The 12,729-nt window shown below is 45.6% G+C and carries 11 protein-coding genes; 5 read left to right on the plus strand and 6 right to left on the minus strand.

The window, feature by feature from the left end; genetic code table 11:
* Window positions 1–180 precede the first annotated feature (180 nt).
* Window positions 181–1,503, plus strand: a complete 1,323-nt coding sequence (locus tag QT990_RS00715) for a response regulator (RefSeq protein ID WP_333138287.1) — start codon at window positions 181–183, stop codon at window positions 1,501–1,503.
* 382 nt (window positions 1,504–1,885) lie between these two features.
* Here QT990_RS00715 and QT990_RS00720 read toward each other — a convergent pair whose 3' ends face one another.
* Together QT990_RS00720 and QT990_RS00725 are read right to left on the minus strand one after the other, a co-directional pair.
* The gene (locus QT990_RS00720) at window positions 1,886–2,425 is read right to left on the minus strand and encodes a GIY-YIG nuclease family protein (protein WP_333305819.1); all 540 of its coding nucleotides are present in this window, start codon (window positions 2,423–2,425) and stop codon (window positions 1,886–1,888) included.
* A gap of 66 nt (window positions 2,426–2,491) precedes the next feature.
* Window positions 2,492–2,818 (minus strand): hypothetical protein, encoded by a 327-nt coding sequence (locus QT990_RS00725; protein ID WP_333305821.1) that lies wholly within the window; start codon window positions 2,816–2,818, stop codon window positions 2,492–2,494.
* A 451-nt stretch (window positions 2,819–3,269) separates the two neighbouring features.
* Between QT990_RS00725 and QT990_RS00730 the strand changes: the two genes are divergently transcribed.
* Window positions 3,270–4,067 carry a hypothetical protein gene (locus tag QT990_RS00730; protein ID WP_333138281.1) on the plus strand — a complete coding sequence of 266 codons (798 nt, stop codon included), beginning with the start codon at window positions 3,270–3,272 and terminating at the stop codon, window positions 4,065–4,067.
* A gap of 156 nt (window positions 4,068–4,223) precedes the next feature.
* Here the strand turns inward: QT990_RS00730 and QT990_RS00735 are convergent, their stop codons facing one another.
* Both QT990_RS00735 and QT990_RS00740 read right to left on the minus strand, forming a co-directional pair.
* The gene (locus QT990_RS00735; protein ID WP_333305823.1) at window positions 4,224–5,087 is read right to left on the minus strand and encodes a sulfite exporter TauE/SafE family protein; all 864 of its coding nucleotides are present in this window, start codon (window positions 5,085–5,087) and stop codon (window positions 4,224–4,226) included.
* Window positions 5,088–5,244: 157 nt separating this feature from the next.
* Window positions 5,245–6,087, minus strand: a complete 843-nt coding sequence (locus QT990_RS00740; RefSeq protein ID WP_333305907.1) for a pentapeptide repeat-containing protein — start codon at window positions 6,085–6,087, stop codon at window positions 5,245–5,247.
* A 650-nt stretch (window positions 6,088–6,737) separates the two neighbouring features.
* Between QT990_RS00740 and ilvD the strand changes: the two genes are divergently transcribed.
* The 3 genes from ilvD to QT990_RS00755 all read left to right on the plus strand — a co-directional run bounded on the left by ilvD (window position 6,738) and on the right by QT990_RS00755 (window position 9,193).
* Window positions 6,738–8,423, plus strand: a complete 1,686-nt coding sequence (gene ilvD / locus QT990_RS00745; RefSeq protein ID WP_333305826.1) for a dihydroxy-acid dehydratase — start codon at window positions 6,738–6,740, stop codon at window positions 8,421–8,423.
* 139 nt (window positions 8,424–8,562) lie between these two features.
* Window positions 8,563–8,784: a hypothetical protein gene (locus tag QT990_RS00750; protein WP_106332686.1), complete on the plus strand. Its 222-nt coding sequence runs from the start codon at window positions 8,563–8,565 to the stop codon at window positions 8,782–8,784.
* Window positions 8,777–9,193, plus strand: coding sequence for a hypothetical protein (locus tag QT990_RS00755; protein ID WP_333138275.1), 417 nt, complete (start codon window positions 8,777–8,779; stop codon window positions 9,191–9,193). The genes QT990_RS00750 and QT990_RS00755 overlap by 8 nt, the downstream gene beginning before the upstream one ends.
* A gap of 193 nt (window positions 9,194–9,386) precedes the next feature.
* Here the strand turns inward: QT990_RS00755 and QT990_RS00760 are convergent, their stop codons facing one another.
* Together QT990_RS00760 and QT990_RS00765 are read right to left on the minus strand one after the other, a co-directional pair.
* The gene (locus QT990_RS00760) at window positions 9,387–9,917 is read right to left on the minus strand and encodes a hypothetical protein (RefSeq protein WP_333138273.1); all 531 of its coding nucleotides are present in this window, start codon (window positions 9,915–9,917) and stop codon (window positions 9,387–9,389) included.
* A gap of 527 nt (window positions 9,918–10,444) precedes the next feature.
* On the minus strand, window positions 10,445–12,373 hold the full coding sequence (locus QT990_RS00765) for an ATP-binding protein (protein WP_333138271.1): 1,929 nt from the start codon (window positions 12,371–12,373) through the stop codon (window positions 10,445–10,447).
* Window positions 12,374–12,729: the final 356 nt, after the last annotated feature.

Genomic DNA, 12,729 nt, shown 5'->3' on the forward strand with positions numbered 1-12,729 from the left:
GTCTTTGAGAGGACTTTCGCTATAAGCCCCGTGGAATTCATTCCCGCTAAGGACTGCCGGGTAGGCGGAAGGACTGGCGGACAAAAAGCTTAAGTTAACACCTATGGGCACGGTGCGGTGTCCCTACTTCATAAACCTGGGATACTACAAACCTATAAAGGTTATTTAACCAAACTAGATATGAATTACGAACCAACTCCCGTCTTAAAAGGGAATATTTTAATTGTTGATGATATTCCGACTAATTTGCAACTTTTAGCTCAAATACTCTCGCAGCAAGGGTACAAAACACGCACCGCACCCGACGGCCAACTAGCGCTACGGTCGATCGAGTTAACTCCTCCTGACTTAATTTTGCTCGACATCATGATGCCCGGTATGGACGGCTACCAAGTCTGCCAAGCCTTGAAAAATTCTCCCAAAACCAAGGACATTCCAATTATTTTTATCAGTGCTTTGAATGAAGTATTAGATAAAGTCAAAGCCTTTGAAGTTGGTGGTATAGATTATATCACAAAACCGTTTCACGAACAAGAAGTTCTCGCCCGCGTCTCAAACCAACTCGTGCAGCGGCAGTTGTTCCAGCAAACACAATCCTACGCCAACCAACTCGAACAAACCGTAACTGAACTAAAGAAAACTCAAGCTCAGTTAATACAGAAGGAAAAAATGGCTTCTTTAGGTCAGCTAGCTGCTGGAATTGCTCACGAAATCAACAATCCCGTCAGCTTTATCTACGGTAATATTGCTCTCGCGGCGGACTATACACGAGATTTGCTTCGCCTCGTCGAATTGTACCGACATTACTACCCCCACCCCGTTGCAGAAATTATCGGCGAATTGGACGAGATTCAACCCGAATTCATCGCAGAGGATTATCCAAAACTGCTGAATTCGATGACAGAGGGTGCTTCTCGGATTAGCGAAATTGTGATGTCTTTGCGGAAATTCACCCGCCTTGGCGAACAAAAGTACAAGCCAGTGGATATCCATGAAGGCATTGACAATACTTTAGTTATTTTGCAGCACCGGCTGAAGGGAACAAACAAAGCTGGTGAGATAGAGGTCATTAAAGACTACAGCCAACTGCCAAGAGTCACCTGTTACGCCAGTGAGTTAAATCAGGTGTTCATGAACCTGCTAAGTAATGCTATTGATGCCCTGGAAACTCAACCGTCTCCCCGAAAAATTCTCATCAGCACTTCACTAAGTTGTGAGTCAGAAGCGGCCCTGCACAATCAAGATTCAAAATTAGCCATTCACAATTATAAATCCGTTGTTATTCACATTGCCGATAACGGTTGTGGGATGAGTGAGGAAGTGCGCCACCAGATATTTGACCCATTTTTTACAACGAAGCCTGTAGGCCGTGGTATTGGATTAGGGTTGGCAATCAGTCACGATATTGTAGTGGAAAAACATCGAGGTCAAATCAGTTGTATTTCAGCTCCGGGCCGAGGAACCAAGTTAATTGTGCAGATTCCGATATCTGTTAAATTTTAATAACTTTTAAAATGTTAAAATTTAACAGACCCAGAGGATATATCAGATAGATTGTACGCAAGCATCTGTTTAAGGTAAAACCGATAATCCGTCAGTCCGTCAGGGGTTGAAACCCCTGCCTCAAAGCGAAAGTCCTCTAAAAGAGGACTGAATAATTTATTAGTCCTCTTTTAGAGGACTTTTGCTATTAGACAGGGAATTCATTCCCTGGCGGACTGCCGGGTGAGCGGGAGGACTGGCGGACTAAAATCTTAAGTTGAGACTAATGGGCGCGGCGCCGTCTCGAAAGCTGTGGGTAATATTAATTACCATGCTACGGGATTTGATAGAAGTCCTCATTACAAACCGGGGCTGATTGTGGGGAATTGACCAGAGAGCGTATTTACTTTAAATCCAACAATCCGCTCGTTTTCAGCTTGGGATTAAACCGGATTTCTTCAGTTACGCCGCGAGCTTTCAGCAGCGCGAAAATTTCATTTTCCACGCGCCGCGCGACATTTTTCAACAATTTATCTTTGGCAATTTCATCGGCGAAGATACCTTCATAATTTGCCGTTTCTTGGGCAGTCATCACTGTTTTGGTGTCGATGGGATCGTTCCACTTGGCCGCATCGGCACCGTTACCCTGGGGTTGGGAACCGTTTTCGGCAATCCAACTTTCTCTAATGCTTTCTAGGATAGTGCGGCTGGGCTTGTCAATAGTTTGGACTTTCAGCCAGTAGCAATATTGGGTTTGGCGTACCAAATGCTGTTTAAGGCTGAGGTAAATGTCGCGAGAATAGCCGACAAATTGCAGCACTTTATCGCTGTCAAAAATCGCGTAAACGCCGATTTTTCCCTGTACAAAATCGGGCAATTTCCCCTCGGAGTCTATGTAGGGAATGAATTCTAAGCTGGCGAGAGATTGAATGTCTTCTGTCATCCGATTTTAGATTTTAGATTTTAGATTTTAGATTTTAGATTAAACCACAGATTAACCAGCCTTTACCTAACTCTTGAAAACTCGATAAACGGCACAGAGGCGACTGGGTTTAAATATTTTGGCTTGGAACATGAAATTAGGCGGGACGTTGACGATCGCAAAATCGGTCGATTGATGATACTTTTCAAATTCCGCAGGCATTCCCTTGGGCGTCTCGCTGCTGTAAGGGACTGGCTGGAAAAGTAACTCGGCAAACTCAATGCGGGAGCATTGCAATTGTAGCGCTACTTGTTTGACAAAGCTTTCACCGGTTAATAAACCGAACAGTGCAGTTTTAGCATCGGGTTCGAGGACAAAACTGCTATCGTAGCTTTCAATAATCTTAAGACCCATTTTCTGTATACTCCTGACAGACGGCGGTGAACGCTTATTGGTTAACTGTTGAGCGATCGACTTAATCCTGAATTTTACCTGAGACTGACCGTTTTAAACGCAGAAGGTCAATCGATTTTAGATTTTAGATTTTAGATTTTAGATTAAAGAATTGAAGCATTGACTTGCGCGAGAGAAATTCGGGGGCTCCTTTATCGGATACAGGTTTTTTATTTCTGGACGGATGAATCACGTGGCGGGTATCCTCGATGCTTTCGGTCAATCGATTTTAGATTTTAGATTTTAGAATTGAAGCATTGACCCCACGGATCAAGTCGGGGGCTTGTATCCTGGATGCTTTCGGTCAATAAAAATACCACAATCAGGAAATTTTGACCACTAGCCCTGATTTATTTGCCGATCGCTTTTATCATGTCGGTATCGCCATCTATCCGACTACGATTAAAAGGCTATGCAGAAGATTGAAAAAGCATCATTCCCAGCTTCCAGAAGTACCCCGAACCAGCCGGACTGGCTAGAATTGGTAGAATACGCCTCTGTTGCTGGTTCAGCTATTGGCACAATTGCTGCAGGATTGTCGGGCCAAATTGTCTACGCTGCCGCCCCCTTAACCGCAGCACTCTCCATAAATCTCGCCAATCGCCAGCGTTTCGAGCAACAAATGCAACAAAAGGCAAATTCTGCGATCGCGGAGGTACAGGCCTCCGTAGAACCTCGCTCGCAGCAAGTTCAGATACTACCTGGAGAACCTGCGGAACTCTACACCGCCGTCTCCGACTTGCAGCAAAAACTCCTGGGCTTGGAATCCGGCGTCATCGCCGAGGTACAAGCTGCCGTAGCCTCCCTCGAACGCCAAGCCCAGGCGCTGCCTGCAGATTCTCAGGATTTCCACACGCAACTGTCAGATTTGCAGCAAAAACTCCGCATTTTGGAAAATAGCGCCCTCAGAGAGCATGATTGGGAAAATGTCAACGTCCGATTTTTATTGATGGGCGAACAGTTAACTGAAGTTAAAACTATTACGGCTCAGTTACAGGAGCGATCGAACGAAGTAGACTTGGATCAAATCCAAGGTTCTCTCAAGCAATTGCAGGACTTGCTCGATCGACCCACAATAGACACAGGGATGCTGCAAACCGAGATTCAGAATTTGCAGCAGCAAGTGTCCGAGTTGCAGAGACAAAATCAAGAAATTGTCAAGCCTTATTTGCAGCGTCTGACTCGTGCCGTGAAGAAACTGAGTCAGTAGTCAGTAGTCAGTAGTCAGTAGTCAGTAGTCAGTAGTCATTAGTTAGTAGTCAACTGTCAACTGTCAACTTCAACTGTCAACTGTCATTGTAGCCTTAACCTTGTTCCCAGGCTCTGCCTGGGAATACATACCCGGAGGCTCTGCCTCAATTACCAATTACCCGTTAATAAATTTTTGCCAAGCTTGCCAGAAAACATAAATCGATAACACTGCCAAGAGCGATCGAAAAGCTAAACTAACAATACGATCGGGCAATCTCGGCAAAAACCGCGTACTCACCTGCGCGCCCAACAAACCGCCGCCGCCAAGAATTAACCCCACAACCCACAAAACATTCCCGCGCGCCGCGTGTCCCGCCGTCGCAGAAATTGCCGTGATGACGATGACGCCCAAGCTGGTTTGAATTGCGGTTTTAATGCTTTCTCCTAACAGCAAAATTTGCAGGGGAACCATAATCACGCCGCCACCTACGCCGAACAAACCCGCTAATAAACCCGCCGCACTGCCAGTAGCAATTTTAGCAAAAGTTGGATGGAATATAATATTTGAATTATTGGGTAATTCGTGATTGGTAATTGGTAATTGAGCATTTTCTCCTTGTCCCGCTTGTCCTCCCAGTTCCCCTTGTTCTAGTTCCGCTTTCTTCTTAGCTGTCAGGCGCTTGCGAACTTCAATCAAATAAATATTCAGCCACAGCAACAGCCCAAAAGTAACTAGCACCAAGTAAGGCGGAAATATCGTCGCCCAATAAACACCGATTTGTGCTGTAATGACGGCAGGAAATCCGATGCCGGCGACTTGGCTCAAGCTGAGGTAGCCCATGCGCCAATTCTGGATGCTGCCAGAAATAGCTGTAATGACGATCGACAAACCGCTAGTAGCAACCGCTTGCACCGGAGCGTAATTGAGAGCCACCAATAAAGGCACGAGCACCGTACCGCCGCCGATACCCAAAAATCCAGCTAGAATTCCCGCAAAAATTCCCGCCGCACCCAACATCAATAATTCAGTGATACTCATTAGTCAGTAGTCAGTAGTCAGTAGTCAGTAGTCATTAGTCAGTAGTCAGTAGTCAGTAGTCAGTAGTCAGTAGTCAGTAGTCATTAGTGAACAGTGAACAGTCAACAGTGAACAGTCAACAGTGAACAGTCAACAATCACCAATCACCAATCAAATTTTAAGAATCATTAGTCGTGCCGTCTGGCATAATTGCCCGCCTCAAATCTGCATCGCGGAAGTTAGTTCGATTGAGATTAGCATCAATCAAAACCGCTTCCACCAAAACAGCCCCGCTGAAATTAGACCAGCACAGCTTTGCCCGGTACAAATTAGCACCGCTCAAATTAGCTCTTGCCAGCGTTGACCAACTCACATTAGCAACTCTCAAATTAGCATTGCTCAGATTAGCGTCGGTGAGATTAGCTCCAACCATCGTTACTTGGCGCAAGTCTGCACCAGCCAAGTTGGCCCCGCTCACCATCGCCCCGCTGAGAATTGCCTGAGTCAGATTAGCTCTTTCTAAAAGCGACTCGCTGAGGATGGCATTTGTCAGGTTTACCGCCTTGAGAGTTGACCAACTCAAATTTGCCTTCATCAAATTAATACGAATCATGCTAGCGTCGGTTAAGTTGGCCGCAAACAAATTCGCTTGGGTAAAGTTGGCTTCGGTCAAGTTAGCTTCCGTCAAATTAGCCTTGGTCATGTTGACTTCTCTCGCCATTGAGCCGCGCAGGTTGGCTCCCATCAGGTTAGCCCCGCTGAGATTGGCGCCGCTCAAATCGGTACCGATGAGATTTGCTTCGCTGAGGTTGGCTTCCGTCAAGTCCACCCCTGCCAATTTCACCTCGCGCAAGTTCGCTCCCGTCAGGTTAGCGCCTTTGAGGTTTGCGTCTTGGAAATTCGATCTGGTAAAGTTAGCCTCGCTGAGGTTTACCCCTTTTAAGTCGGCCCCGGCGAGGTTAATTTCTCGAAAATTTCTTTCTCCGGCCGCATATTGCCTCAGAATTCGATCGGCCTCCATGTCATTCGCCTCGCAATTTTTTTTAAACGTTAGAGTGATGGGTTTTACCACATCATCCCAGATAACCACGGTATTCACTCTGCACGCTGTAGTATCTGTAGAATCTTTGCATTGCTTTCCGGGCACTGCTGTGCCACTCCCTCTTAAAGGGCCTGACCGAAGAACGAGACGCAAGCCCCCGGCCCGGGCCGTGGGGATAAGTCGGTAGCGGTTTCAACCGCCTTCAGTGTTTGATATAATTTGAGTAGCAAGTAAGAACAACCATCTACGTGAGGAATCATTCTAGTACGGAGGAATCCCGGCAACGGAGATATCCGCCTTTGATGCGGAATACTTAAAGGGCAAATAATGGCAGAGTGAGGAGCGTACCTATCTGGCTTTTGTGGTGGACTCAGAAAGCGAAAAAAATTTGAAAGTAAGCGCAATTGCAACACCGCTGGTGCTGGTAGTTGTTTTGAGCGTCTAGGGGGACTTTTGCCTGTCCCTTTCAACTTCGTCTTGAAGAATCCCCCGGCCCCGGCCGTGGGGAGTGTCAAAAATATCAACGCTTCTGAGAAAATTAAAATAGCGTAAAACTCTCGGCACTGGGCAGTCAACAGCCAGCAGCAAAGAAAAACAGACAACAGACAACTGACAAAGGAAATTTTAAAATGCCTGAAAATTTGAGAAGCCAAGCTGTGACTGGAGGCGTGCAGCGCGCGCCCAACCGAGCAATGCTGCGGGCAGTCGGTTTTGGTGACGGCGATTTCACTAAGCCGATTGTGGGGATTGCCAACGGGTACAGCACGATTACGCCCTGCAATATGGGATTGAACGAGCTCGCTTTGCGGGCTATTGCGGGTGCAAGGGAAGCCGGCGCCATGCCGCAGATGTTCGGTACGATTACTATCAGCGACGGGATCTCGATGGGAACTCAAGGGATGAAATATTCTCTGGTGTCGAGAGATGTGATTGCGGATTCGATAGAAACAGTTTGCAACGGCCAAAGTATGGACGGGGTGCTGGCTGTCGGCGGTTGCGATAAAAATATGCCGGGGGCGATGATTGCGATCGCCCGCATGAACATTCCTGCTATTTTTGTTTACGGCGGCACGATCAAACCCGGACACCACAACGGACAGGATTTAACCGTTGTCAGCGCTTTTGAAGCCGTCGGCCAATTCAGCGCGGGCAAAATTGACGAAACAGAACTCAATGCAGTCGAACAAAAAGCTTGTCCGGGTGCGGGTTCCTGTGGCGGAATGTTCACAGCAAATACGATGTCTAGCGCTTTTGAAGTGATGGGCATGAGTTTGCCTTATTCTTCGACAATGGCTGCTGAGGATGCCGAAAAAGCTGACAGCGCTGCCGAATCAGCAAAAGTGCTGGTGGAAGCTGTCCGCAAACAGTTGTTACCGAGCCAAATTTTGACACGAGCGGCCTTTGAAAATGCGATCGCGGTCATCATGGCAGTGGGCGGTTCAACCAACGCTGTGCTGCATTTATTAGCCATTTCCAATGCGATCGGCGTTGAGTTGTCCCTCGACGATTTTGAAACTATTCGAGCAAAAGTACCAGTGCTGTGCGACCTCAAACCCAGCGGCAAATACGTAGCAACCGATTTGCACAAAGCCGGCGGCATTCCTCAAGTAATGAAAATGCTGCTAGAACAGGGTTTGCTGCACGGAGACGCGCTGACAATTACCGGTCAAACTGTTGCCGAAGTGTTAGCAGATATTCCAGCCGAACCCCGCACCGACCAAGATGTCATCCGCCCTTGGAACAACCCGCTTTACGCCCAAGGACATTTAGCAATTCTCAGGGGAAATCTGGCAACAGAAGGAGCCGTTGCTAAAATTACCGGCGTTAAAAAACCACAAATTACCGGCCCAGCGCGCGTATTTGAATCTGAAGAAGATTGTTTGGATGCAATTCTAGCGGGCAAAATTCAAGCCGGAGATGTGATTATCATCCGCTACGAAGGGCCCAAAGGCGGGCCGGGAATGCGCGAAATGTTAGCACCAACTTCGGCAATTATTGGCGCTGGTTTAGGCGATTCTGTCGGGTTAATTACTGACGGCCGCTTCTCTGGCGGAACTTACGGCATGGTTGTCGGTCACGTTGCACCAGAAGCACAAGTTGGCGGGACAATTGCTTTGGTAAAAGAGGGCGATTCGATTACGATTGATGCTCAAAATCGCTTGTTGCAGCTCAATGTTTCTGATGCAGAATTGGAGCAGCGGCGGGCTCTTTGGCAGCCTCCTAAACCTCGCTATACTAGGGGCGTTTTGGCTAAATATGCTAAGTTGGTTTCTTCTAGCAGTATCGGTGCTGTTACTGATTTGGGTTTGGGTTGATAATTCTTGTGATATCCCCGACTTCTTAAAGAAGTCGGGGATATGCGTATTATGTTTTTAGGTTGTGCTTACCGTAAAGGTGGTTGTTTCCTACAAAATACGATATGATTTAGTTTTTGGTAACTCACATGAAAAATAAATGATCAGAGATCCAGAAGATCCAGATTTAAGTTGGGAAGATTACGAAAAATTACTTGCAGCCAATCCAGACAGACCGTTTTATGTCCCTGGCAAAACCTTTATAGAACAGTTTTATAAAGCTCAAGAGCGCTGCGACAAATACGAACGCCGAGCACAACATCACAGTGATTGTACACTCGGAATTTACTGGACTTGTGAAGAGGATAAAACTGATGAATAAACAACAATACAGACTACGTTCGCTGCCAAAAGACCACTGGATACTGGCACTGTGCCTAAACCTAGTGTACAAACGAGAAATGACCCCAGATAAGGCGATTGGTTGCATAACTGAAGCCAATATCCCATTCGATTTGATGTACCAGTGGAGTGCCAAACGGGAGGAGATTGATGTTTTGGCAGTATTTTATATGGCTCGACTTGAAGATATTCCACTTACAGACGAGCAACATCTGTTTCTGTGGGATTTGTTTGGGAATGAAAGCTTGTTAGGCATGGGAGCGGGTAGTATTCGAGACTACGAAAATATTTCGGTTCGCGCTCACATAGAAAAAGTCAATGATGCGCCGCCAAAACCGAACTGGTATGTCAACCTTGGAAAATCCCCGCAAACTGTATCCTCACACTAACAATACCATAAGGTGACGAGAAGGAACGGATTTAATCAATTTATAAAATTGGTATATAGCAACCTTCTTGGTAATTAGGATGTTTTTAATTGCTGAAACCATTGATTTGATTGCTTCTTCCTTATTCCTTTAAATCCCCGATTTCTTCAAGAAGTCGGGGATTTGGGTGTTATGTTTTGTCAACCATCAACAATTAACTGCGCTGATTCAAAAAGCGGCCTGCCATCGACATGGCGTCAGTAATATCTACGTCGCCGTCTCCATCTGAATCTAAAAACGTATTCAAAACGGGATTGCTGCCTTGGGCTGGGTTTTGGGCATTGCTGCCGGTTTTTAGCAAATTCAGCACCAGGGGCACCAAAACAGGTATCATCGCCTGCACTGTGGCGTTATTCAAACCGGTTCTGTGGGCGATATCGTTCACTATCTGCGTCAGTTGGCCTGCGCCGAACAAACTCTGTACCGCTTGCGGATTGGGATTTGTGCCGCTAAATTGGTTGACAACTTGTTGAGCTTGTGCGTCTCCCGACTGCGATCGCACGTTTTGCAATGCCGATCGCACGTATCCGCCCAAAACCGACATTGCTAGCTGAGTGGTGCCCGTATTGACGCCCTGGTTGCTGCTCAACTGTTCTACCGCACCGAGAATGTTGCCCAACTGATTGGGGTTTGCTTGTTGGTTGGGATTGTCGATCGCGCTCAAAATTTGGTCAAATAGTCCCATAATTTTCGCTCCGTACAGTGATTGCTCAACTTTAAATTATAGCAAATCCTGTTTTTCAAGATTATGGAAAATAGTTTTTATTTTGGTATTATCACTCATTTAGTGGGGTAGCGACAGCCAGTCAATCGATTTTAGATTTTAGATTTTAGATTTTAGATTTTAGATTAAAGAATTGAAGCATTGACCCCACGAATAAATTCGGGGGGCAAGTTTCATCGGATACAGGTTTTTTATTTCTCCACGGATGAATCCGGGGGATTGTATCCTGGATGCTTTCGGTCAGTAAGCAATCTCATACCATTTTAGATTTTAGATTTTAGATGGGGAATGAATTCTGACATCCGATTGCGGAGCTTGCTTGCAGTTGCATTCTTTTTTGAAACAGGGATAAAAACGAATAATATCAAATCCGTTAGCATCGGAATAGTAAATTCGAGTTCACTGTTCACTGTTGACGGTTGACTGTTCACTGTTCACGGCGTCAACAGTCAACATCATAAGGAGTGTAACCGGAAATGATATAATTTTTAAGTTTTTACAGTTCCTCTTTTTTTGGGCTGGGTTGGCACTTTCTCGTTGCCTTGGGAATTATATTCACGAGCAACTGGAGATTGTAAGAGCGTATTTTGCATTAAATCCTCATGCTTAATCGGCAGGGCGATCGCAAATTCCGTCCCCCTTCCCACCTCCGACCAAAAGTTAATTGTCCCCCCGTGTTTCTTAACGATAATTTCGCGACCAATTGCCAATCCCAAACCCGTACCTACACCTCTCGGTTTAGTAGTAAAGAATGTTTCAAACATTTTTTCTTGGCTCTCTGGTGCTATTCCCGTACCGTTATCAGAAATTCGCACTATCACTGAGTCGTCGTCCAAGTATTCTGTAGCAATCACAATCCTCGGCGAAAAACTCGGTGCTTCCTGGAGTGACTCCGAAGCCGATCGTTTTTTCGCCTTCTCAGAGCTGGATTTCTCAATTTTTGCTTTCTCTTCCACAGCATCTAGTGCATTGTTGAGAAGATTCACAAATACCTGGTAAAGCAAACCCATATAGCCTTCCACAGTCGGAATATTGCCGTAATGTCGCACCACTTCAATGCCCTGTTTGATGCGGCTGTTGAGAATCAGCAAACTGCTGTCTATGCAGGCGTGCAAATCGACGGGATGAGGGGCTGCCTCATCGAGGCGAGAAAAATCTTTCAAACTTAAGATAATAGCTTTGGCTCTTTCAGCGCCTACTTGCATTGAGTCCAATATTTTGATCAAATCTTCTTTGAGAAAATCGATGTCTATTTCTTCGCCTTTCGCCAGCACAGCGGCAGGGGGGTTGGAAATTTCGGTTTCGTAAGTTTTGAGCAAATCTAAAATATCTTCAACATAATTTCTGGCAGGATCGATATTGGCATAGATAAAATTGATTGGGTTGTTAACTTCGTGAGCAACGCCGGCTAACATCCGCCCCAAAGTTGCCATTTTCTCATTTTGAAGTATCTTGCTTTGTTGTTCAGATTTCAATTCTTCTAGCAACTGATTTACTTTCTGAATCAGTTGATTCAGCGAAGCTGCCAATACTCCTACTTCATCGGTGCTGGTAACTGGTACTTGCAACTGAAAATTAGATTCTTCAGTCACTTGCTGAGCGATTTTAGTTACAGCGGCGAGGGGTTTGGCGATCGCCCGACTGGTGAAGCCCGCCAGCACTGCTGCAACGACGATCGACAGTGCCATGCTACCCAAAATTATTTGCACCCGCAGCGCCTGCGCTCGCAGCACATCCTTCCGCCCTGCATCTTCTTGCACTTGGGCGCGATCGATAATTGCTGCTATATCATTAACCGCCCTATCTAGTTGCAACCCAATTTTATCTCGCTCGAAATTCAACAGCAACTTACGTTTAATACTTTGTTGAGCGGGGTTGTTTGGCAACTTACTAATTTTATTATTAACTATTTCTAGTGGAGAAATATAATTGGCTAGTAGCGAATCCCCAGTTTTTCTAATTTTTTCTATTCCTTCAATCTGTTCTAGATTGTTAGGCTTTTTAAATTCTGAAAACAACACTTTTAAAGTGGAAATATTGTTTTGTAACTGTTGGTATTTACGGTCAAATGTTTGGGGATTATCTAGCCCGTAAATCAGCCATTCTTGGCTATTTTGCGTTCGCAGTAAAGCCACCTGCAACTTATTTAAAAGCTGACTTTCTCGATCGATGTGTACTTGATTATTAGTTATTCGATAGTAATGAGTGCCCACCAACATCCCGACAGCCGTTCCCCCAATCGCAACACAAAGAGCCAGTGCGTACCCACGGCAGATTTTGTCGTGAATACTGAGGTTGCGGAAGGAACGGGCTATGTGAGCGAAATAATTGGGCTTTGGTGGTTGAGTCTCTTTGATTTTATGCTCGCAAGAGGTAGAGAGTTCTTGTGAAGGCTGATTTAGAGGTTTGAGCTGCATAGATGCTAACCTGTGAATAATTCACGCACTGACAATTCAGTCTAACTTAACTCGCTGCTGATTTGAGAGTACCGCATTGATATTTAATGTAATAATTTTTGTAAATTAGGACGCTCTTACCTTGCCTAAGAAACCCGGTTTCTCGTTTCTACTTTCGGAGATTCCAGGAGGCACTGGTGTTGAAAAACCGGGTTTCTGTTAATATAGCGCCCATCTATTGAGTTGCTTCAGTAGAAACATTGTCTGTATTCACTTGTTTTTTTAACAGAGTTCGTTTTCTTCACGCCGACTTACTTGAACTCTATTTGATTTGTGACAGGGTTTGAGCTCATCGCTTGTATTCCATTTATTTTAAT

Origin of the sequence: Microcoleus sp. T3_B1 (assembly GCF_036700445.1) — a bacterium.
Classification (GTDB): domain Bacteria; phylum Cyanobacteriota; class Cyanobacteriia; order Cyanobacteriales; family Microcoleaceae; genus Microcoleus.

Coding starts and splice junctions, on each gene's coding strand:
- QT990_RS00715 (WP_333138287.1), top strand. CDS start 181: ATGAATTACGAACCAACTCCCGTCTTAAAAGGGAATATTTTAATTGTT.
- QT990_RS00720 (WP_333305819.1), bottom strand. CDS start 2,425: ATGACAGAAGACATTCAATCTCTCGCCAGCTTAGAATTCATTCCCTAC.
- QT990_RS00725 (WP_333305821.1), bottom strand. CDS start 2,818: ATGGGTCTTAAGATTATTGAAAGCTACGATAGCAGTTTTGTCCTCGAA.
- QT990_RS00730 (WP_333138281.1), top strand. CDS start 3,270: ATGCAGAAGATTGAAAAAGCATCATTCCCAGCTTCCAGAAGTACCCCG.
- QT990_RS00735 (WP_333305823.1), bottom strand. CDS start 5,087: ATGAGTATCACTGAATTATTGATGTTGGGTGCGGCGGGAATTTTTGCG.
- QT990_RS00740 (WP_333305907.1), bottom strand. CDS start 6,087: ATGGAGGCCGATCGAATTCTGAGGCAATATGCGGCCGGAGAAAGAAAT.
- ilvD (WP_333305826.1), top strand. CDS start 6,738: ATGCCTGAAAATTTGAGAAGCCAAGCTGTGACTGGAGGCGTGCAGCGC.
- QT990_RS00750 (WP_106332686.1), top strand. CDS start 8,563: ATGATCAGAGATCCAGAAGATCCAGATTTAAGTTGGGAAGATTACGAA.
- QT990_RS00755 (WP_333138275.1), top strand. CDS start 8,777: ATGAATAAACAACAATACAGACTACGTTCGCTGCCAAAAGACCACTGG.
- QT990_RS00760 (WP_333138273.1), bottom strand. CDS start 9,917: ATGGGACTATTTGACCAAATTTTGAGCGCGATCGACAATCCCAACCAA.
- QT990_RS00765 (WP_333138271.1), bottom strand. CDS start 12,373: ATGCAGCTCAAACCTCTAAATCAGCCTTCACAAGAACTCTCTACCTCT.